Genomic DNA, 21675 nt, shown 5'->3' with positions numbered 1-21675 from the left:
CCGATGGTAGTGTGGGGTCTCCCCATGTGAGAGTAGGGAACTGCCAGGCATCAAATAAGTGAAGAGGCCATCCGAAAGGATGGCCTTTTTGCGTTTGTACCTGTCTTAAAAACAGGCTTATTGGCCTGCCATCCAGTGCTGAATAAAGCATGCTATTGCATCGACATCATTCAAATCTAAAACTGGTACAGATAGATCGAGTCTGTTGTCGCTGGCGACAGCAATGACGTGTTCATCCAGCGTTAATTCTTTGATGTCATGGCCCGCATCGGACCTGAAAAGCAGGATCTTTGCTACCGATTCGTGCTTAAACCCTTCGACAAGGACCAGATCCAGCGTTGAATGGTCCATTCTGCTCACCAGATAAGCGAGATCCAGCGGCTGTTCATCTGGTGTTTCGGTCATTAATGCCCAGCGCTGATTGCTCGCTACCAGCGTTTGCGCCGCACCGGCTTTGCGCAGCTCATAACTGTCTTTACCCGGTTTATCGACATCCATATTGTGATGCGTATGCTTGATTAAGCCCGGCCGGATCCCTTTTTCACACAGCGCAGGGATCAGCTTTTTCAGAAGGGTGGTCTTTCCTGTTCCGCTCCACGCAGCGATGGCTAAAACGGGTATCATTTTTTCACCTGCATCATTTCCAGATCTTCCGGTGTATTCACGTTGATAAACGAAGATTTCCAATCGCTAAAATCAACAGAATGTCCCCCAGCCTGGCGCATAAACACCATGACCCGCCGCTCTCCAGCGGCCAGATAGGTTTCCAGTTGTGGTATCAACCCCTTGTTCATCAGAGCGATTGTGGGATGATCGCGTTCACCGTCGTGTACCCAGACAACGGGAGATTGCTCGCGGTGTTTTATCAGGCGTTCAACGAGGCAAGCCGGAATAAACGGCGTATCGCATGAGCAAAAGAGAAACCACTCTGCGGAGGATTGCTGCATCACAGAAAGCATACCGGCAAGGGGGCCGGGGTAATCTGCAAGAGTATCCTCATAAACCGGCAATCCACTGCGTTGATATATCTCGATATGGCGGTTAGCGCTAATGGCAATCGACGTCACTTGTGGTTCAAGGGTTTCTGCCACGTGCTGCCATAGCGGTTTACCGTTTAACACCTGCAAGCCTTTGTCTTTCCCACCCATACGCGTCGCCCTTCCACCTGCCAGAACAACGCCGGTAATTTCCAGATACTGGTTCAAGAATATCGCCTCTTTTATTGTGGGATTGACCCTGCTAACGTGTCTTTCTCAATGAAAGGAGCACCACCATGAAATGTAAACGTTTGAACGAAGTTATCGAACTCCTCCAGCCAGCCTGGCAGAAAGAACCCGAGCTGAACCTGATGCAATTTTTACAGAAACTGGCGAAAGAGTCAGGTTATGACGGTGAATTGACAGACCTTTCTGACGACATCCTGATCTACCACCTTAAAATGCGCGACTCCGCCAAAGATGCGGTTATTCCGGGCATTCAGAAAGATTACGAAGAAGATTTTAAAACCGCCTTACTGCGGGCGCGCGGCGTAATTAAAGAGTAAAAGCTTGTAAGCGGCGGCACCGAAATCGCCACAAAATGATATCCTGAATCATTCGTATATTTTCCGGATGATCGGATGAACGACCAGGCTTTTACTTTCCAGACATTGCACCCGGATACCATTATGGATGCCCTTTTCGATCGGGGTATTCGCGTGGATTCCGGGTTAACTCCCTTAAACAGCTACGAAAACCGCGTCTATCAGTTTCAGGACGAGGATCGTCAGCGCTTCGTCGTAAAATTCTATCGCCCCGAGCGTTGGTCTGCGGAACAAATCCTGGAAGAACATCAGTTTGCCCATGATTTACTGGAAGATGATGTCCCGGTTGCCGCGCCGCTGAAATTTAACGATCAATCGCTGCTAACGCATCAGGGTTTCTTCTTTGCCGTATTTCCTAGCCTGGGCGGTCGGCAGTTTGAAGCCGATAATATCGATCAGATGGAGTGGGTCGCTCGCTATCTTGGTCGTATTCATCAAACCGGCAGCAAAAAACCGTTTATTGCCCGTCCGACAATGGGCATTCAGGAATACCTTCTTGAGCCACGTCAGGTCTTCGAAAACACGACGCTTATCCCCGGAAAGCTGAAGGATAATTTCCTCGATGCGACGGATAAGCTTATTTCTGCGGTGAAAACCTGCTGGCGCGATGATATTCCCGTGCTTCGTCTGCACGGCGATTGCCATGCCGGAAATATTCTCTGGCGCGATGGGCCGCTATTTGTCGATCTGGATGATGCCCGCATGGGACCCGCGATTCAGGACCTGTGGATGCTGCTTAACGGTGATAAAGCCGAGCAACGTATGCAGCTTGAAACCATCATTGAAGCATACGAAGAATTCACCGAGTTTAATTCAGATGAAATCGCCTTGATTGAGCCTTTACGTGCGATGCGTTTTGTTTATTATCTCGCATGGTTAATCAGGCGTTGGGACGATCCCGCGTTTCCCAAAAACTTCCCGTGGTTAACCGGAGAAGATTACTGGCGAAACCAAATATCCACTTTTACTGAGCAGGTTAAGGTTCTTCAGGAACCTCCACTGCAATTAACGCCAATGTATTAATCGAACACACCCAGGAGAAAGTTGATCATGAAAAAAGTATGGCTAGCGCTGGCAGGTATGATTCTGGCATTTAGCGCCTCTGCTGCACAGTTTACTGAAGGTAAGCAGTTCACCACGCTTGAGAAGCCGGTTGCTGGCGAGCCACAGGTGCTGGAGTTCTTCTCTTTTTACTGCCCTCACTGCTATCAGTTCGAGGAGGTTCTTCATGTTTCCGACAACGTGAAGAAAAAGCTGCCTGAAGGCACCAAAATGACCAAGTACCACGTTGAGTTCCTGGGCCCGTTGGGTAAAGACCTCACTCAGGCGTGGGCGGTGGCGATTGCGCTGGGCGTGGAAGATAAAATCACTGCTCCAATGTTTGAAGCCGTGCAGAAAACCCAGACCGTTCAGACCACAGCAGACATCCGTAAGGTGTTCGTGGATGCAGGCGTGAAGGCTGAAGATTACGATGCGGCCTGGAACAGCTTCGTGGTGAAATCCCTGGTGGCTCAGCAAGAGAAAGCCGCTGCTGACCTGCAATTGCAGGGCGTACCGGCAATGTATGTGAACGGCAAATACCAGCTGAACATGCAGGGTATGGACACCAGCAGCATGGATATCTTCGTACAGCAGTATGCAGATACCGTGAAATATCTGGTTGAGAAGAAGTAAAAAAGAAAACGCCGGTCACTGACCGGCGTTTTTGTATGAAGATTTGATGTTGTCTATCTGCTCGTCTTTCTCTTTCCAGAGCGTATTAAGCCAAACCTGGAAACGACGCTTAAAGTTCTTATCGTTAATGTAATCACCGTGCAGCTCGGTGTCGACAGGCATCAGGTCAACGCGCACAACAATACGCGTTAGTTTTCCGCTCAGCATATCGAAGAACGGCGTACGATCGTTTTGTGGATAACAGAGCGTGACGTTCAGTAATTTATCAAACTGCTCACCGAGCACATTGAGCGCCATCGCAATGCCCGCTGCCTTGGGCGGCAAAAGGTTCTTATAGGGCGAGCGCGTTTGCAGGCGTTTTTCTTGCGTAAAACGGGAGCCTTCAACAAAGTTAACTATCGTGGTGGGATGCGCACGAAACTTTTCGCACGAGCGGCGCGTGGTTTCTACATCTTTACCGCGACGCTCCGGATGGCGAATAAGATAGCTGCGCGAGTAGCGTTTCATAAACGGCATATCCAGCGCCCAGCATGCCAGGCCGATAAACGGCACCCAGGCCAGCTGCTGCTTGAGAAAGTACTTATTCATCGGAATATGTTTGCGGAACAATACGCAGAGAACGACAATATCTGCCCAGCTACGGTGGTTGCAGATCAGCAAATACCAGTTCTTTTTGTCCAGTCTTTCCAGGCCCTGAATATCCCATTTCAGATGTGGGTTAAGACGAAGTAATATCGCCAGACCTTCACACCAGCAAAACATCATGACGTTACAAAATGCAGAAACCGCTCGCCAGACGGCGGGAATAGGTATTAGCAGCTTAATGATTCCGGCGCCGATAATGGGCACAGAACAGGCGATAGTCACCAGAACAGTTAAAATGATGCTTAACAGGAGGGTTATCGCAGCGAGTAATCTCGACATTTTGAGTTTTTTCAGATGGTTAGAGTGTGTTGATGCCCGGTAAGCCGGCGCAGGGCGCTGATTTTACCAGAAATCGGGTAAAAGATTGGCGCTTTCATACGGTGACATTGATGCAACCCGTTTCTGGCAGACGATTTATCTATAATTTCGAAATGTGTGAGGCTTATATCCACATGGAGTAAATAGTCATCAGTTGTCAATAAAGCGGCTGGATCGTTATTTAATGCGTTGATATTAAATATAAAATTAACGATCGTGTAGTAGCGAAGATCGCTATTTCTCATCGTAAATAAAAATATGCACAAACTTATCCACAGATTGAGTTTTGCGAGCGATCTTCACGATCCCAAAATCTTTTCCTGCTTTTAGAGCTAAAAACTGATGTTTTCGTCCTTATGTGGCATCCTTTACGCATAAATTGATTAAAGGCACGGACATCATGGTTCAGATCCCAGAAAACCCTCTTATTCTCGTCGACGGCTCTTCTTACCTGTATCGGGCGTATCATGCGTTTCCTCCTCTGACCAACAGCGCGGGGGAGCCAACCGGCGCAATGTACGGCGTGTTGAACATGCTGCGCAGCCTTATCCTCCAGTATCAGCCAACCCATGCAGTGGTCGTCTTTGACGCGAAGGGTAAAACCTTCCGCGACGAGCTGTTTGAACACTATAAATCGCACCGTCCACCGATGCCTGACGATCTGCGCGCGCAGATCGAGCCGCTGCATACGATGGTTAAAGCGATGGGTCTGCCGCTGATGGCCGTATCCGGGGTAGAGGCTGATGACGTTATCGGTACGCTGGCGCGTGAGGCGGAGAAAATGGGCCGCCCGGTGCTGATCAGCACCGGTGATAAAGATATGGCGCAGCTGGTCAGCCCTGGGATCACCCTGATTAACACCATGACGAACACCATTCTTGGTCCTGATGAGGTGGTGGCGAAATATGGCGTGCCGCCGGAGCTGATTATCGATTTCCTCGCCCTGATGGGCGATTCGTCCGATAACATTCCGGGCGTTCCAGGCGTGGGTGAAAAGACCGCTCAGGCGCTGCTGCAAGGACTGGGCGGGCTGGATACGCTCTATGCAGAGTCCGACAAAATCGCCGGGCTCACCTTCCGCGGCGCGAAGACCATGGCCGGGAAGCTCGAAGAAAATAAAGAGGTGGCTTACCTCTCCTATCAGCTGGCGACGATCAAAACCGACGTTGAGCTGGAGCTGACCTGCGAACAGCTCGAAGTACAAGAGCCGGCAGCGGAAGAGCTGCTGGGCCTGTTTAAAAAATACGAATTCAAACGCTGGACGGCAGACGTCGAAGCCGGGAAATGGCTCCAGGCGAAAGGGGCAAAACCCGCTGCGAAGCCAAAAGAAACCCTCACCGTTGATGCAGAAGAGCAGGCAGAAGAAGAAGCCACGGCGCTCTCTTCCGATCGCTACGAAACCATCCTTGATGAGTCGCAGCTGGTTGCCTGGATCGAAAAACTCAAAAAGGCACCTGTTTTTGCTTTTGACACCGAAACCGACAGCCTCGATAACATCTCTGCGAACATGGTGGGGCTTTCATTTGCCACAGAGCCGGGCCTGGCGGCCTATGTCCCCGTTGCTCATGATTACCTCGATGCGCCGGATCAGATCCCACGCGAGCGCGTATTGGAGCTGCTAAAACCGCTTCTTGAAGATGACAAGCTGCTTAAGGTGGGGCAAAACCTCAAATACGATCGCGGGATCCTGCAAAATTACGGTATTGAACTGCGCGGTATCGCCTTTGATACGATGCTGGAATCTTACATTCTGGACAGCGTTGCCGGCCGTCACGATATGGACTCCCTCTCCGATCGCTGGCTGAAGCATAAAACCATCACCTTCGAAGAGATTGCCGGTAAGGGCAAAAATCAGCTCACCTTTAACCAGATTGCGCTGGAAGAGGCGGGTCGCTACGCGGCAGAAGACGCTGACGTCACGCTGCAACTGCATCTCAAGATGTGGCCAAAACTGCAAAAGCAGGAGGGGCCGCTGAACGTGTTCCAGCACGTCGAAATGCCGCTGGTGCCTGTGCTGTCTCGTATTGAGCGCAACGGCGTTAAAATCGATCCCACGGTGCTGCATAACCATTCCGGGGAGCTGGCGCAGCGTTTAACCGAGCTTGAGCAAAAGGCGCACGAGCTTGCAGGCGAGGCGTTTAACCTCTCCTCACCGAAGCAGCTGCAAACCATCCTGTTTGAAAAGCAGGGGATTAAGCCCTTGAAGAAAACCCCTGGCGGGGCGCCGTCAACGTCGGAAGAGGTGCTTGAAGAGCTGGCGCTGGATTACCCGCTGCCGAAGGTCATTCTGCAATATCGCGGGCTGGCGAAGCTGAAGTCGACCTATACCGATAAGCTGCCGTTGATGATTAATCCAAAAACGGGTCGCGTGCATACCTCGTATCATCAGGCGGTGGCGGCAACCGGGCGACTGTCATCCACCGATCCTAACCTGCAAAACATCCCGGTTCGTAACGAAGAGGGGCGTCGTATTCGTCAGGCGTTTATCGCACCGGATGATTACCTGATTGTCTCCGCTGACTACTCGCAAATCGAACTGCGCATTATGGCCCACCTGTCCCGCGACAAGGGGCTGCTGACCGCGTTCGCAGAGGGCAAAGACATCCACCGCGCGACCGCAGCGGAAGTCTTTGGTCTGCCGCTGGAAAGCGTGACCAACGAGCAGCGTCGTAGCGCGAAGGCGATCAACTTTGGTCTGATTTACGGCATGAGCGCGTTCGGTCTTTCACGCCAGCTCAACATTCCGCGTAAAGAGTCGCAAAAGTATATGGATCTCTACTTCGAGCGTTACCCTGGCGTGCTGGAGTATATGGAGCGTACTCGCGCCCAGGCGAAAGAGAAGGGATATGTTGAAACGCTGGACGGCCGTCGTCTGTATCTGCCGGACATCAAATCCAGTAACGCCGCGCGCCGCGCCGGCGCTGAGCGTGCGGCGATCAACGCCCCGATGCAGGGTACGGCGGCTGACATCATTAAACGGGCGATGATTGCGGTTGATGCATGGCTGGAAAAAGAGAAACCGCGCGTGCGTATGATCATGCAGGTTCACGATGAACTGGTGTTCGAAGTGCACAAAGACGACCTGACCGAGGTGTCGAAAAAGATCCACGAACTGATGGAAAGCAGCATGAAACTGGATGTGCCGTTGCTGGTGGAAGTCGGGAGTGGCGAAAACTGGGATCAGGCTCACTAAGCGTCCAATGAATAACGCGCCTTTTATGTAACTTTGCAACATAACAAGGTGCGTTTTGTGACGATCATTAGAATTCCCTATGTAAAGAATGAAAAAAAACTACAAAAAGTGCTTTTTCCTTCGAAAAAAAAAGAGTAGAGTTATCGACGTAGGGTACAGAGGTAAGATGTTCTATCTTTCAGACCTTTTACTTCACGTAATCGGATTTGGCTGAATATTTTAGCCGCCCCAGTCAGTAATGACTGGGGCGTTTTTTATTGCGGCAAAGAAAAATTGTGGCAATAAAAAAGCGCGGGCATTGCCGCGCTTTTTTTACTCTTCTTCCGCTTCTGTCGCGGGTTCCAGCTCGTTAAACCAGCTATCGAGCTTCTGACGCAGCTTATCTACGCCCTGCTTTTTCAGGGATGAGAAAGGCTCGACCTGAACATCACCGTTAAACGCCAGCACCGCTTCGCGAACCATGTTCACCTGCGCTTTACGCGCGCCGCTTGCGAGCTTATCGGCTTTGGTCAACAGCACGAGCACCGCGATGTCGCTTGCGACGGCCCAGTCGATCATCTGCTGATCGAGATCTTTCAGCGGATGGCGAATATCCATCAGCACCACAAGACCCTTCAGGCACAGGCGTTTTTCGAGGTATTCCCCCAGCGCGCGCTGCCATTTGATTTTCATCTCTTCCGGCACCTGCGCGTAGCCATAGCCCGGTAAGTCGACCAGGCGCTTACCCTCAGCGACTTCAAACAGGTTAATCAGCTGAGTACGGCCAGGCGTTTTTGAGGTACGCGCCAGGCTTTTCTGGTTGGTCAGCGTATTCAGGGCGCTGGATTTACCCGCATTGGAGCGGCCAGCGAATGCCACTTCAATACCTGTATCAGAAGGTAAGTGGCGAATATCAGGCGCACTGGTGACAAAATGCGTCTGTTGGTAGTTCCAGGTAGTCACGTGGTCGTCTCCAAAAATCGTAATCTGGTGGGGATTATACCTGAATGCGGGCAAAAGGCTTTTCCCATCGTGAATTGCCTGTAGGTTAAAACCACAGTAACTGTAGGATATTTGCCATTGTTGCTATGGGAGATCTAAGAGAAATCGCAGGGGTTAAAAAACGTAAATTCAATTATATCAAACGGTTATATTTGGGTATTAATCTGAAAATCTAAATTTGTACCTTTTAACGTATTGTCAGTTTTATGGAAAAAGGTAAAGTGTGCGTCAAGGCGAGGATGCCAACAGGATAATGACTTAGGGATAAGGGTCAGGAGCGCCAGGAGGCGAAGACACAGGATTGTCAGGATGACAACGCGCCAGGAGGCGTTTGAAAGGGAAAAGGAACCGTATCACGGACGGTATAAGCCAAAGGATAAACAGGGTTCGTTGTTGGCAAACAAGGAATGTCTGACCCGTTAAGGGTTGTGAGTCAGGAAAAAAGGCGACAGATTGCTCTGTCGCCTTTTTTCTTTGCTTGCTTTCTGCTAGATTTCGCCGCAATTCTATACTGATTAAAACACCTTAAGATAAACATCATGAAAAAACCGACATCCGCAGCGGGCGCTAAACGCCCGGCAAAAGCACGCCGCAAAACGCGCGAAGAACTGAACCAGGAAGCGCGCGATCGCAAACGCGATAAAAAGCATCGTGGCCATGCAGCGGGTAGCCGTGCCAGCGGCAGCGGTGCAGCGGGCACGTCTGCAAAAGGCAGCGCGCAGAAAGATCCCCGTATCGGCAGTAAAACTCCCATTCCACTGGGCGTGACAGACACCCCGGTCACTAAGCAGCACAAACCAAAGAGCGAGAAACCTATGCTTTCACCGCAGGCTGAGCTGGATTTGCTGGAGAACGATGAGCGCCTGGACGCGCTGCTGGAACGTCTTGAAGAGGGTGAATCCCTGACCGCTGAAGAGCAGTCCTGGGTGGATGCCAAACTGGATCGTATCGACGAGTTGATGCAGAAACTGGGTCTGTCGTATGACGACGAAGAAGATGAAGAAGAAGACGAGAAACAGGAAGATATGATGCGTCTTCTGAAGGGTGGAAACTAACATTTGCACCCGGCAGGTACAGCCGTCCTGCTTATAACCCTTCCGGTTATATGTTATCTGGTGTGGTTATTCGTTAAACTACGGCGGTTGTCGCGGCGACAGAAGTGGCTGCGCACCCGTATGATGGCCCGCAGTGGGGCCAGGGCGGGCCGCCGTGTACGAACGCGACACCAACGGAAGGAGTGAGCATGTCTGTACCATCTATCGACTGGGATTTGGCCCTAATCCAGAAATATAACTATTCCGGGCCGCGCTATACCTCATACCCCACCGCGCTGGAATTCTCCGATGCTTTCGGCGAGGCGGATTTTCAGCAGGCCGTCGCGCGCTATCCCGAGCGTCCGCTATCGCTTTACGTCCATATTCCGTTCTGCCATAAGCTCTGCTACTTCTGCGGCTGCAATAAAATCGTCACCCGCCAGCAGCACAAGGCCGATCGGTATCTGGATGCGCTTGAGCAGGAAATTTTGCATCGCGCACCGCTCTTTACTGGCCGTCACGTCAGCCAGCTTCACTGGGGCGGCGGTACGCCAACCTATCTGAACAAAGCGCAAATCAGCCGTCTGATGACGCTTTTGCGCGCGAACTTCCGTTTTAACGATGACGCTGAAATCTCGATCGAAGTGGATCCGCGTGAAATTGAGCTGGACGTGCTGGATCATTTACGCGCCGAAGGGTTTAACCGCCTGAGCATGGGCGTGCAGGACTTCAACAAAGAGGTGCAGCGCCTGGTAAACCGCGAGCAGGATGAAGAGTTTATCTTCGCCTTGCTGAACCATGCGCGTGATATCGGCTTTACCTCGACCAATATCGACCTGATATACGGCCTGCCAAAACAGACGCCGGAAAGCTTCGCCTTTACGCTAAAACGCGTAGCCGAGCTTAACCCTGACCGCCTCAGCGTCTTTAACTATGCCCACCTGCCGACCCTGTTCGCCGCGCAGCGCAAAATCAAAGATGCCGATCTCCCGTCTGCCCAGCAGAAGCTGGATATTTTGCAGGAAACCATTACTTCCCTGACCGAGACCGGCTATCAGTTTATCGGTATGGATCACTTCGCCCGCCCGGACGACGAGCTGGCCATTGCCCAGCGTGAAGGCGTTCTGCATCGTAACTTCCAGGGCTACACCACGCAGGGCGATACCGATTTGCTCGGCATGGGCGTTTCAGCCATCAGCATGATCGGGGACTGCTACGCGCAGAACCAGAAAGAGCTAAAGCTGTACTATCAGCAGGTCGATGAAACGGGTAACGCCCTGTGGCGCGGGATCGCGTTGACGCGCGATGACTGCATTCGCCGGGACGTGATTAAGGCGCTTATCTGCAACTTCCGCCTCGATTTCAGCGAGGTAGAAACACAGTGGGACCTGAACTTTGGTGATTACTTCGCGGAAGACCTGAAGCTGCTCGCGCCGCTGGCGAAAGACGGGCTGGTGGATGTGTCAGAAGGTGCAATTGAAGTGACGCCAAAAGGCCGTTTGTTGATTCGTAATATCTGCATGTGCTTCGACGCCTATCTGCGTCAGAAGGCGCGGATGCAGCAGTTTTCGCGGGTAATTTAACTGGGTTGCCGGGTGGCGCTTCGCTTACCCGGCCTACATTTCACGCTTTTGTAGGCCGGATAAGGCGTAGCCGCCACCCGGCTTTTATGTTCAAACCCGCTAGCTAAACAGCCCGACCAGCGCCGCACACAGCACGGCGGCAACCGCGGTTTGTGGCGTATGGCCTTCAACTGCTCCGCTAGAGAGCATATTCACTAATGATTCCAGCATGATGTTCCCCCCAATTTCCGGGCACGATCATACAAAACTTATTCGAACAGTAAAGCGCAAAATAACGCCAGTTTGCGCTCAATTCTTCATCTTTACACAGCGGTGAAAATCACTCCATTCCGAGCTCTTTCAGCTTGCGGGTCAGGGTGTTTCGCCCCCATCCCAGCAGGCGTGCCGCTTCCTGCTTATGGCCCTGCGTATGACGAAGCGCGGTGGTCAACAGCGTGCGTTCCATTTCGGGCTGAGCCTCTGAAAGCAGGTTTTGATGACCGGAACGCAGCGCGCGGTCGGCCCACTGTGCCAGCAGCGTTGCCCAGCTGTCCGGCAGCGCGTGTCCGGTGCTGCTTTCCGGCGCGGTGGCTTCAAACAGTTCGCCCGGTAAATCCTGGATCAGCACCTCTTGCCCGGCCGCCATTACCGTCAGCCAGCGGCAGGTGTTTTCCAGCTGACGCACGTTGCCCGGCCACGCCAGACGGGTGAGGGCGGCATCGGTTTCCGGGTGCAGCTGTTTGGCTTCGACGCCCAGCTCGCGCGCCGCAACCTGAAGGAAATGACGCGCCAGACGCGGGATATCCTCCCGACGCTCGCGCAGCGGCGGCAGATGAACGCGGATCACGTTCAGACGGTGGAACAGGTCTTCACGGAATTTGCCTTCCTGCACGCGCAGCTCAAGGTTCTGGTGGGTCGCGGCGATAATGCGCACGTCCACCTTCACGGGCGCATAGCCGCCGACGCGATAAAACTGGCCGTCGGCCAGCACGCGCAGCAGACGAGTCTGGACATCCAGCGGCATATCGCCGATTTCATCCAGGAACAGCGTCCCGCCATCGGCCTGCTCGAAGCGCCCCTGGCGAATGGTATTGGCGCCGGTGAAGGCCCCTTTTTCATGGCCGAAAAGCTCTGACTCAATCAGGTCTTTGGGAATGGCCGCCATATTTAGCGCGATAAACGGCGCTTTTGCCCGCGGGCTATGGCGATGCAGGGCGTGGGCGACCAGCTCTTTACCGGTTCCCGACTCGCCGTTAATCAGCACGCTGATGGAGGAGCGGGACAGGCGGCCAATAATGCGAAACACGTCCTGCATGGCAGGCGCTTCGCCGATGATGTCCGTGGTCGGGCCAAAATCCGGGGCGTTACGCGGCTGCTGCTGCTCCTGATAATGGCTGATGGCGCGTTCGACCAGCGCGACCGCTTCGTCGATATCAAAGGGTTTTGGCAGATAATCAAACGCCCCTTGCTGATAGGCGCTGACGGCGGCGTCCAGATCGGAGTGCGCCGTCATTATGATGACCGGAAGCATAGGGTGGCGTTGCTTGATCTGTTTTAACAGCGCCAGCCCGTCCATGCCCGGCATACGAATATCCGACAGCAGGACATCCGGGGTTTTAGTGGTGAGTGCATCCAGCACGTCGCTGCCGCTTTCAAACGTCGTGCAGCTTAATCCTGCCCCAGTGAGCGCGCGTTCAAGCACCCAACGGATGGAGCTATCGTCATCGACTACCCAGACTATCCCTCGTTGCATAAACGTCACCTTTATTTTTTAATCGGCAGGAACACCGAAAACTCGGTATGGCCCGGCCAACTGGTAAATTCAATTTTTCCGGAATGTTGGTCGATCAAACTGCGGGCAATGGATAACCCCAGCCCGGTACCGCCTTCGCGGCCGCTCACCATCGGATAGAACAGGGTGTCCTGAAGATGCGATGGAATGCCTGGCCCGTTGTCTTCAACGTCAATACGCGCCGCCAGACGGTAGCGCACGCCGTGCAGGGTCAGCTGGAACGCCGTGCGGGTGCGCAGGATAATTTCCCCGCCGTCCGGTCCCAGCGCCTGAAGCGCGTTACGTACGATATTCAGTAAAACCTGCTCAATCTGGTCGGGATCGTGCGCCAGTTCCGGCAGACTGGGATCGTAATCGCGCACCAGCGTGACGTTATCCGGCAGCTCCATCGATACCAGCTTCACCACGCGCTCGGCCACCTTATGAATGCTCTCGGAAATGTGCATTCCCGGCTGCTGCGGCCCGAGCAGTCTGTCGACCAGGTTGCGCAGGCGATCGGCCTGCTCAATGATGACGTTGGTGTATTCCGCCAGCGCCGGGTCGGGCAGGGCTTTGGTTAACAGCTGTGCCGCGCCGCGTAAGCCCCCTAGCGGGTTTTTAATCTCATGGGCCAGGCCGCGCACCAGATCCCGCGCTGCAATCTGCTGAGCGTGCTGGAGCTGCTCCTGGCTCAGTCGGCGCTGATTATCCATCGGCGCCATTTCCAGCAAGATCAGCCCTTCCGGCAGACGTTGCGCGGTAAGCGACAAAATGTGCGAGCGCCCGTCGATCACCAGCGTGACTTCGTTATCCGTAAACCCCTGTCCGGCCTGCAAACTTTCCTGCATCAGGCCAATATTCAGCGAAAAATAGCTCAGAAGTTCAGGGAGCGGGGTGCCAAACAGTTTTCGCGCGCTTTGGGCGAGCAGCTGCTGCGCCGCCGGGTTGGCGTAGTGAACGGCCAGTTCGTCGTCGACCAGCAAAATACTGTTAATAAGAGAATTGAGGATCTGCCCAGCATCGGGCAGCGTGCCGGTTGCCATTCAGCAGTCTCCTGGAGTTGGTTGCACTAATTTAGTGCAGTATAGCTTTTTCGTTGTGAAAAGCGCGTGAGATCAGGTTGTTGGTGGAGAAAAAAGCCCATCCGGAGATGGGCTAAAGTTTCCACGGCAACTACTCCCGGCGCTTGTCACGCCGGGTAAAACAACTTTATTAAACGCTGTAGTACAGCTCGAACTCAACCGGGTGCGGAGTCATACGAACGCGGTCGTTCTCTTCGGTACGCAGCGCGATGTAAGCGTCAATCGCTTCATCAGTGAACACGCCACCGGCGGTCAGGAACTCACGGTCTGCGTCCAGCGCCTGGAGGGCTTCTTCCAGAGAGCCAGCAACCTGTGGGATCTCTTTCGCTTCTTCTGGCGGCAGGTCGTACAGGTTTTTGTCCATTGCTTCGCCCGGGTGGATCTTGTTCTTGATACCGTCCAGACCCGCCATCAGCAGTGCTGCGAAGCACAGGTATGGGTTAGCCGCTGGATCCGGGAAGCGCACTTCGATACGACGCGCTTTTGGCGATGCAACCACTGGAATACGGATAGAAGCAGAACGGTTACGGGCAGAGTAGGCCAGCATTACTGGCGCTTCGTAGCCTGGGACCAGACGCTTGTAGGAGTTAGTGGTTGGGTTCGCCAGGGCGTTGATCGCTTTAGCGTGTTTGATAACACCACCGATGTAGTGCAGCGCCTGCTCGGACAGACCGGCATATTTGTCGCCAGAGAACAGGTTTGTGCCGTTCTTGGACAGGGACATGTGGCAGTGCATACCGGAACCGTTGTCGCCAAACATTGGTTTTGGCATGAAGGTCGCGGTTTTACCGAAGCGGTGCGCGACGTTGTGAACAACGTATTTGTAGATCTGAATCTCATCCGCTTTCTTGGTCATGGTGTTGAAGCGGGTTGCGATTTCGTTCTGACCAGCGGTTGCCACTTCGTGGTGATGCGCTTCAACGACCAGGCCCATCTCTTCCATGATCAGACACATGGTAGAACGGATGTCCTGTGAAGAATCGACCGGAGGAACCGGGAAGTAACCGCCTTTCACGCCAGGACGGTGACCTTTGTTACCGCCTTCGTATTTGGTAGAGGAGTTCCATGCGCCTTCGATGTCATCGATAGCCACGTGGGAACCAGAAATTGAAGCACCAAAACGGATGTCGTCGAACAGGAAGAACTCTGGCTCTGGCCCGAACAGAACGGTGTCTGCGATGCCGGTAGAGCGCAGGTACTCTTCAGCGCGTTTTGCGATAGAGCGTGGGTCGCGGTCGTAACCTTGCAGCGTGCCTGGCTCGAGGATGTCGCAACGGATGATAAGCGTAGACTCTTCGAAGAACGGGTCAATGAGCGCAGTGGTCGCGTCCGGCATCAGAACCATGTCGGATTCGTTAATGCCTTTCCAGCCACCAATGGAGGAGCCGTCAAACATTTTGCCTTCTTCAAAGAATTCGGCGTTCACCTGATGAGCAGGGATCGTGACGTGCTGTTCTTTACCTTTGGTATCGGTGAAGCGCAGATCAACAAACTTCACTTCATGTTCGTTCAGCATCGTCAAAACGTGTTCAGCGGACATACTTAACTCTCCAGATTGGTCATTGTCGTCGTGGTAACGAGGTCTTCAAATTCTGTGTTTTGCTGGCTGTGTTGCCATGTTTTTAATAAAGCGAAATCTGTGCCAACTTTTAAAACACCCCAAAAAGGCGTTATCATGCGCACCATAGTGCAAAACTGCTGCACCACGATGGTTATGTTGCACCAGTATAGTGCTTCAGTGTGAACACTGAGCACCATATTGGTGCAATTTTCGTTAAAGTGCCCTTTTTACGCTCCGTGAAAGCGATCACAAAGCATCTCTGCGATACTTGTTAGCGGAGGATGTTTGTGATCCTGTTTTGTAGTGCGATTAATCCGTGTACAATAACGCGCTATTTCTAATGCCTGAGGCAAAGTTGTGATCGAAAATCTGCGTAATATCGCCATCATCGCGCACGTTGACCATGGTAAAACTACCCTGGTTGATAAGCTGCTACAGCAATCTGGTACGTTTGACGCCCGTGCTGAAACTCAAGAACGCGTGATGGACTCCAACGATTTGGAGAAAGAGCGTGGGATTACCATCCTCGCTAAAAACACCGCTATCAAATGGAATGACTACCGTATCAACATCGTTGATACCCCAGGGCACGCCGACTTCGGTGGTGAAGTTGAGCGCGTAATGTCCATGGTAGACTCCGTTCTGCTGGTCGTTGATGCAATGGATGGCCCAATGCCGCAGACGCGCTTCGTAACCAAGAAAGCATTTGCTCATGGTTTGAAGCCAATTGTTGTTATTAACAAAGTTGACCGCCCTGGTGCGCGTCCTGACTGGGTTGTGGATCAGGTCTTCGACCTGTTCGTTAACCTCGACGCGACCGACGAGCAGCTGGACTTCCCTATCGTTTACGCTTCTGCGCTGAACGGTATCGCAGGTCTGGACCACGAAGACATGGCTGAAGACATGACCCCGCTGTACCAGGCGATTGTTGACCGTGTTCCTGCACCAAACGTTGATCTCGACGGCACCTTGCAGATGCAGATCTCTCAGCTCGACTACAACAACTATGTTGGTGTAATCGGCATTGGTCGTATCAAGCGCGGTAAAGTGAAGCCTAACCAGCAGGTCACTATCATCGATAGCGAAGGCAAAACCCGTAACGGTAAAGTCGGTAAAGTACTGACTCACCTGGGTCTTGAGCGTATCGAGAGCGACATCGCTGAAGCGGGTGATATCATCGCTATCACCGGTCTGGGCGAGCTGAACATCTCCGACACCATCTGCGATCCGCAGAACGTTGAAGCGCTGCCAGCCCTGTCCGTTGATGAACCAACCGTTTCCATGTTCTTCAACGTCAACACCTCTCCGTTCTGTGGTAAAGAAGGTAAGTTCGTTACCTCTCGTCAGATCCTTGACCGCCTGAACAAAGAGCTGGTGCACAACGTTGCGCTGCGCGTTGAAGAGACCCCAGACGCTGATGCATTCCGCGTGTCTGGTCGTGGTGAGCTGCACCTGTCTGTTCTGATCGAAAACATGCGTCGTGAAGGTTTCGAAATGGCGGTTTCCCGTCCGAAAGTCATCTTCCGCGAAATCGATGGCCGTAAACAAGAGCCATTCGAAAACGTAACGCTGGACGTTGAAGAGCAGCATCAGGGGTCTGTGATGCAGGCTCTGGGTGAGCGTAAAGGCGACCTGAAAAACATGAATCCAGATGGCAAAGGCCGCGTACGTCTTGACTACGTGATCCCAAGCCGTGGTCTGATCGGCTTCCGTTCAGAGTTCATGACCATGACCTCCGGTACGGGTCTGCTGTACTCCACCTTCAGCCACTACGACGACGTTCGTCCAGGTGATGTAGGTCAGCGTAACAACGGCGTACTGATCTCTAACGGTCAGGGTAAAGCGGTTGCGTTCGCACTGTTCAGCCTTCAGGACCGCGGTAAGCTGTTCCTGGGTCACGGTGCTGAAGTTTACGAAGGCCAGATCATCGGTATTCACAGTCGTTCTAACGACCTGACTGTAAACTGCCTGACCGGTAAGAAACTGACCAACATGCGTGCGTCCGGTACTGACGAAGCAACGGTTCTGGTTCCACCGATCAAGATGACTCTGGAGCAGGCTCTGGAATTCATCGATGACGACGAACTGGTAGAAGTGACTCCACAGTCAATTCGTATCCGTAAGCGTCACCTGACCGAGAACGATCGTAAACGTGCAATGCGCGGTGCGAAAGAAGAGTAATTCACTTTTCTTTAGGTCTCTAAAACCCCGTCCTTGTGGCGGGGTTTTTCTTTTTCGGCGTTATGTTTCTGTTCATAGCCAAAGCTTATCTTTCCCGCTACAGTTACTTTTCCACGGCGAAAAGGAGATAAACATGCTTTATATCTTTGACTTAGGAAATGTGATCGTCGATATCGATTTTAATCGCGTACTGGGCGCATGGAGCGATTTTAGCCGTGTTCCGCTGGCAACGTTAAAACAGAACTTCGCGATGGGCGAGACTTTCCATCAGCATGAACGCGGTGAAATCAGCGATGAAGAGTTCGCCGCGCGTTTTTGTCACGAGATGGATCTGCCGTTAAGTTACGAGCAGTTTGCCCACGGCTGGCAGGCGGTATTTGTGGCGATCCGCCCGGACGTTATCGACATCATGCAAAAGCTGCGTGCGCAGGGCCATCGCGTGGTGGTTCTCTCAAACACCAACCGACTGCATACCACCTTCTGGCCGGATGAATACCCGGAGATACAAGCCGCTGCCAACCATATTTATCTCTCTCAGGAGATGGGCATGCGCAAACCGGAAGCGCGAATTTACGAGGCGGTGTTAAAGCAGGAAGGATACTCCGCGGCCGATGCGGTCTTTTTCGACGATAACGCCGATAATATAGAGGGAGCTAACCAGTTAGGTATTACCTCAATTCTGGTGACCGGAAAAGAGACCATACCGAACTACTTTGCGAAGCAGTTATGTTAAAAACCGTTCATCAAAAAGCCACACACCATACGCGCCCGCTCAGGGCGTGGCTAAAGCTGCTCTGGCATCGCATCGATGAGGACAACATGACGACGCTGGCGGGTAACCTCGCCTACGTGTCGCTGCTCTCGCTGGTGCCGCTGGTGGCGGTGGTATTTGCCCTGTTCTCCGCCTTTCCGATGTTCGCGGACGTGAGCCTACAGCTTCGTCATTTCGTCTTTGCGAACTTCATTCCCGCGACGGGCGATGTGATACAGAACTACATCGAGCAGTTTGTCGCTAACTCCAGCAAAATGACGGCGGTGGGGGCGTGCGGCCTTATCGTCACCGCGCTGCTGCTGATGTACGCCATCGACAGCGCGCTCAACACCATCTGGCGCAGTAAAAAAGCGCGGCCCAAGGTTTACTCCTTTGCCGTGTACTGGATGATTTTAACGCTCGGCCCGCTGCTGGCCGGGGCGAGTCTGGCGATCAGCTCTTATCTGCTCTCGCTGCGCTGGGCGAGCGACTTAAACGGCGCGATCGACAACGTGCTGCGCCTGTTCCCGCTAATCCTCTCCTGGCTCTCTTTCTGGCTGCTCTACAGCGTGGTGCCGACTACGCGGGTGCCTAACCGTGATGCGGTAGTGGGCGCGCTGGTGGCGGCGGTGCTCTTCGAACTGGGAAAAAAAGGCTTTGCGCTTTACATCACCATGTTCCCGTCGTATCAGCTGATTTATGGCGTGCTGGCGGTGATCCCCATCCTGTTTGTCTGGGTCTACTGGACCTGGTGTATCGTCTTGCTTGGTGCTGAAATAACTGTCACTCTCGGGGTATACCGCGAACTCAAAAAAGCCGCACAGGCTGAAAAAGAAGAAGAAGCAGACCAACCATGATTGCATTAATACAGCGCGTTACCCGTGCCAGCGTTACCGTGGAGGGCGAGGTGACGGGTGAAATTGACCAGGGACTTTTGGTGTTATTGGGTGTCGAAAAGGAAGATGACGAGCAGAAAGCCAACCGCTTGTGCGAGCGCGTGCTGGGCTATCGCATCTTTAGCGATGCGGAAGGGAAGATGAACCTGAACGTTCAGCAGGCGGGCGGCAGCGTGCTGGTGGTGTCGCAGTTTACGCTGGCGGCGGACACCGGGCGGGGAATGCGACCGAGCTTTTCCAAAGGCGCCGCGCCGGACCGTGCTGAAGCGTTATACGAATACTTTGTTGAGCGTTGTCGCCAGCAGGATATCAACACGCAAACCGGACGATTCGCTGCGGATATGCAGGTTTCGCTGGTGAATGATGGCCCCGTCACGTTCTGGCTCCAGGTATGAGCCAGCTGGCGGTCAGGCCGCGGGTCACAAGAGAGAGTACAGCTATGTATCACCTTCGAGTACCGCAAACGGAAGAAGAGTTAGACGTTTACTACCAGTTCCGCTGGGAGATGTTGCGTAAGCCATTACATCAGCCGAAAGGCTCCGAGCGCGACGCCTGGGACGCGATGGCGCATCACCAGATGGTGGTGGACGAAGAGGGCAACCTGGTCGCCGTCGGGCGTTTGTATATCAACGCCGATAACGAAGCCTCAATCCGCTTTATGGCGGTTCATCCGTCCGTTCAGGACAAAGGCCTGGGTACGCTGATGGCGATGACGCTGGAATCCGTCGCCCGTCAGGAAGGGGTCAAACGCGTCACCTGTAGCGCCCGCGAAGACGCCGTCGAGTTCTTTGCCAAGCTCGGTTTTGTGAATCAGGGGGAGATTACCGCCCCGCAGACCACGCCAATTCGTCACTTTTTGATGATCAAACCTATCGCCACGCTGGATGATATTTTGCACCGCGCCGACTGGTGCGGGCAGCTCCAGCAGGCCTGGTATCAGCACATCCCGTTAAGTGAAAAGATGGGCGTGCGCATTCAGCAGTACACCGGGCAGAAATTCATTACCACTATGCCCGAGACCGGCAATCAAAATCCGCACCACACCCTGTTTGCGGGTAGCCTCTTCTCGCTGGCGACGCTGACCGGCTGGGGCCTGATCTGGCTGATGCTGCGCGAGCGCCACCTCGGCGGCACCATCATTCTGGCCGATGCCCACATTCGCTACAGCGCGCCGATCAGCGGTAAGCCAAGCGCCGTCGCCGACCTGGGCGCGCTCGGGGGGGATCTCGACCGTCTGGCGCGAGGCCGCAAAGCCCGCGTGCAGATGCAGGTTGAGCTGTTTGGCGATGACACCTCAGGCGCCGTGTTTGAAGGCACCTACATCGTGCTCCCCGCGAAGCCCTACGGCGCGTTTGAAGAGGGTGGGAACGAGGAGGAGTAACTGCTCGAGCATTATCGCCGGGCGGAGCTTATCCGCCAGGCGATGTCCCGCATAACGTCTCGCGCTGACTGGCTAATGCCGCCAAGCTGAAAGAAGCCATGAATGACCCCCTGCCACCGCTGAGCGGTACACCTCACCTCCTGCTCTGCCAGATGCTGGTACAACATTTCTCCCTCATCGCATAGGGGATCGTACTCGGCGGTAATAATGTGCACCGGCGGAAGACCGTTAAGATCATTCCGCCACAGCGGGCTGGCTTCAGGATGCTGACGGTCGGTATCTGCGAGATACATTTCATATCCGCTGAGCAGGGTATCGCGGGTAATAACGTAATCCTGGCCATTAAGGATATAGCTATCAAAACTGGCCGTAGCGTCGAGCATGGGATAGATGAGAATGAGCTGAGCCGGGTTCCAGAGACCGTTGGCCTTGATCCTCAGAGCCGTCACCAGCGCCAGATGCCCCCCTGCGCTGTCACCGCAAAGGGTGATGCGGTTTTTGTTTACGCCAAATATTTCTGCATTTTGCCAGACAAGCGTTGCAGCTCGCTCTGCGTCGTCATGCGCAGCAGGGAACCTATGCTCGGGTGCCAGTCTGTACTGGACCGCAACGATCCGACAGTTACCGTAAAACGCCAGCTGGCGGAGCTGGTTATCGTGGGTTTCAAAACCTCCGCTGACAAAGCATCCGCCGTGATAATAGAGGGCACCGGGTAACGTTTCGGTGGCATTGAGAGGCGAATAAATCTGAAAGGTGAGGTCATCAATGACGCGCGTTTCAATCTGGACGCGAGCTTCTTTTTTCCCGGCGAGTACCGTACTGGCAATATATCCTTTTCTTCGGTCATCAATATTCTGGTCACGCGAAGAAGGCCTTCCTGCATCAATAAAGTCCTTAACTAACTGCGCAATCCCGTTTTCCAGAGCCATAGTAACGTTCTTTTAAGCTGTATGAATATACAGTTATAGCCTGGTTTTTTGCGGAAGAAAACAACAAATTTTGGGAGCAGAGCGATCTGGAAAGCGGCTCGCAAATACCGGATAAACGCCTGTCGGCTGCTTTA

General features: G+C 53.4%; 21 protein-coding genes. 12 read left to right on the top strand and 9 right to left on the bottom strand.

Annotated features, from left to right (window positions below):
• Positions 1-117: 117 nt before the first annotated feature.
• Entirely contained in the window at positions 118-624 is a 507-nt protein-coding gene (mobB, locus tag ACSVHP_RS20435; RefSeq protein ID WP_447552861.1) for a molybdopterin-guanine dinucleotide biosynthesis protein MobB, read from the bottom strand.
• Positions 621-1205, bottom strand: a complete 585-nt coding sequence (gene mobA / locus ACSVHP_RS20430; protein WP_447552860.1) for a molybdenum cofactor guanylyltransferase MobA — start codon at positions 1203-1205, stop codon at positions 621-623. Before mobA ends, mobB begins: the two co-directional genes overlap by 4 nt.
• 68 nt (positions 1206-1273) lie before the next feature.
• On the opposite strand from mobA, the gene ACSVHP_RS20425 reads away from it, so the two are divergent.
• The 3 genes from ACSVHP_RS20425 to dsbA all read left to right on the top strand — a co-directional run bounded on the left by ACSVHP_RS20425 (position 1274) and on the right by dsbA (position 3256).
• Positions 1274-1543 (top strand): YihD family protein, encoded by a 270-nt coding sequence (locus ACSVHP_RS20425; RefSeq protein ID WP_014072418.1) that lies wholly within the window; start codon positions 1274-1276, stop codon positions 1541-1543.
• 75 nt (positions 1544-1618) lie between these two features.
• Positions 1619-2605, top strand: a complete 987-nt coding sequence (locus ACSVHP_RS20420) for a serine/threonine protein kinase (protein ID WP_234672810.1) — start codon at positions 1619-1621, stop codon at positions 2603-2605.
• Positions 2606-2632: 27 nt separating this feature from the next.
• Positions 2633-3256, top strand: a complete 624-nt coding sequence (dsbA, locus tag ACSVHP_RS20415) for a thiol:disulfide interchange protein DsbA (RefSeq protein WP_234672812.1) — start codon at positions 2633-2635, stop codon at positions 3254-3256.
• Between the two features lie 15 nt (positions 3257-3271).
• Here the strand turns inward: dsbA and ACSVHP_RS20410 are convergent, their stop codons facing one another.
• Positions 3272-4180, bottom strand: a complete 909-nt coding sequence (locus tag ACSVHP_RS20410) for an acyltransferase (RefSeq protein ID WP_447552859.1) — start codon at positions 4178-4180, stop codon at positions 3272-3274.
• A 439-nt stretch (positions 4181-4619) separates the two neighbouring features.
• Between ACSVHP_RS20410 and polA the strand changes: the two genes are divergently transcribed.
• The gene (gene polA, locus ACSVHP_RS20405) at positions 4620-7412 is read left to right on the top strand and encodes a DNA polymerase I (RefSeq protein WP_447552858.1); all 2793 of its coding nucleotides are present in this window, start codon (positions 4620-4622) and stop codon (positions 7410-7412) included.
• 166 nt (positions 7413-7578) lie between these two features.
• A complete protein-coding gene (locus ACSVHP_RS20400) occupies positions 7579-7626 on the top strand; it encodes a spot 42 RNA, inhibition of DNA synthesis (RefSeq protein ID WP_071892919.1) in 48 nt (15 codons plus the stop codon).
• Positions 7627-7724: 98 nt separating this feature from the next.
• Here ACSVHP_RS20400 and yihA read toward each other — a convergent pair whose 3' ends face one another.
• A complete protein-coding gene (yihA, locus tag ACSVHP_RS20395) occupies positions 7725-8354 on the bottom strand; it encodes a ribosome biogenesis GTP-binding protein YihA/YsxC (RefSeq protein WP_234672817.1) in 630 nt (209 codons plus the stop codon).
• A 578-nt stretch (positions 8355-8932) separates the two neighbouring features.
• Here yihA and yihI point away from each other — a divergent pair.
• Together yihI and hemN are read left to right on the top strand one after the other, a co-directional pair.
• Complete coding sequence (gene yihI / locus ACSVHP_RS20390) at positions 8933-9448, top strand: Der GTPase-activating protein YihI (RefSeq protein WP_234672819.1); 516 nt, start codon at positions 8933-8935, stop codon at positions 9446-9448.
• A 188-nt stretch (positions 9449-9636) separates the two neighbouring features.
• Positions 9637-11010: an oxygen-independent coproporphyrinogen III oxidase gene (gene hemN / locus ACSVHP_RS20385; RefSeq protein WP_447552857.1), complete on the top strand. Its 1374-nt coding sequence runs from the start codon at positions 9637-9639 to the stop codon at positions 11008-11010.
• Between the two features lie 99 nt (positions 11011-11109).
• Here the strand turns inward: hemN and ACSVHP_RS20380 are convergent, their stop codons facing one another.
• The 4 genes from ACSVHP_RS20380 to glnA all read right to left on the bottom strand — a co-directional run bounded on the left by ACSVHP_RS20380 (position 11110) and on the right by glnA (position 15382).
• Positions 11110-11220 (bottom strand): YshB family small membrane protein, encoded by a 111-nt coding sequence (locus ACSVHP_RS20380; protein ID WP_234672823.1) that lies wholly within the window; start codon positions 11218-11220, stop codon positions 11110-11112.
• A 109-nt stretch (positions 11221-11329) separates the two neighbouring features.
• Positions 11330-12742 (bottom strand): nitrogen regulation protein NR(I), encoded by a 1413-nt coding sequence (glnG, locus tag ACSVHP_RS20375; RefSeq protein WP_234672825.1) that lies wholly within the window; start codon positions 12740-12742, stop codon positions 11330-11332.
• Between the two features lie 11 nt (positions 12743-12753).
• A complete protein-coding gene (gene glnL / locus ACSVHP_RS20370) occupies positions 12754-13803 on the bottom strand; it encodes a nitrogen regulation protein NR(II) (RefSeq protein ID WP_234672828.1) in 1050 nt (349 codons plus the stop codon).
• A 169-nt stretch (positions 13804-13972) separates the two neighbouring features.
• Positions 13973-15382 carry a glutamate--ammonia ligase gene (glnA, locus tag ACSVHP_RS20365; RefSeq protein WP_234672830.1) on the bottom strand — a complete coding sequence of 470 codons (1410 nt, stop codon included), beginning with the start codon at positions 15380-15382 and terminating at the stop codon, positions 13973-13975.
• 378 nt (positions 15383-15760) lie between these two features.
• Between glnA and typA the strand changes: the two genes are divergently transcribed.
• From typA to fabY, 5 genes are all read left to right on the top strand, one after another.
• The gene (typA, locus tag ACSVHP_RS20360) at positions 15761-17584 is read left to right on the top strand and encodes a ribosome-dependent GTPase TypA (RefSeq protein WP_234672832.1); all 1824 of its coding nucleotides are present in this window, start codon (positions 15761-15763) and stop codon (positions 17582-17584) included.
• Between the two features lie 133 nt (positions 17585-17717).
• Entirely contained in the window at positions 17718-18317 is a 600-nt protein-coding gene (gene yihX, locus ACSVHP_RS20355; RefSeq protein ID WP_447552856.1) for a glucose-1-phosphatase, read from the top strand.
• Complete coding sequence (locus tag ACSVHP_RS20350; protein WP_234672837.1) at positions 18311-19192, top strand: virulence factor BrkB family protein; 882 nt, start codon at positions 18311-18313, stop codon at positions 19190-19192. The genes yihX and ACSVHP_RS20350 overlap by 7 nt, the downstream gene beginning before the upstream one ends.
• Complete coding sequence (dtd, locus tag ACSVHP_RS20345) at positions 19189-19626, top strand: D-aminoacyl-tRNA deacylase (RefSeq protein WP_447552855.1); 438 nt, start codon at positions 19189-19191, stop codon at positions 19624-19626. Before ACSVHP_RS20350 ends, dtd begins: the two co-directional genes overlap by 4 nt.
• Positions 19627-19670: 44 nt before the next feature.
• On the top strand, positions 19671-20612 hold the full coding sequence (fabY, locus tag ACSVHP_RS20340; RefSeq protein WP_234672841.1) for a fatty acid biosynthesis protein FabY: 942 nt from the start codon (positions 19671-19673) through the stop codon (positions 20610-20612).
• A gap of 11 nt (positions 20613-20623) precedes the next feature.
• Here the strand turns inward: fabY and ACSVHP_RS20335 are convergent, their stop codons facing one another.
• Entirely contained in the window at positions 20624-21541 is a 918-nt protein-coding gene (locus tag ACSVHP_RS20335; protein WP_447552854.1) for an alpha/beta hydrolase, read from the bottom strand.
• Positions 21542-21675 lie beyond the last annotated feature (134 nt).

Source organism: Enterobacter sp. 186315 (assembly GCF_053290175.1).
The sequence above is the reverse complement of the archived record's forward strand: the minus strand, read 5'-3'. Positions and strand labels throughout refer to the sequence as shown.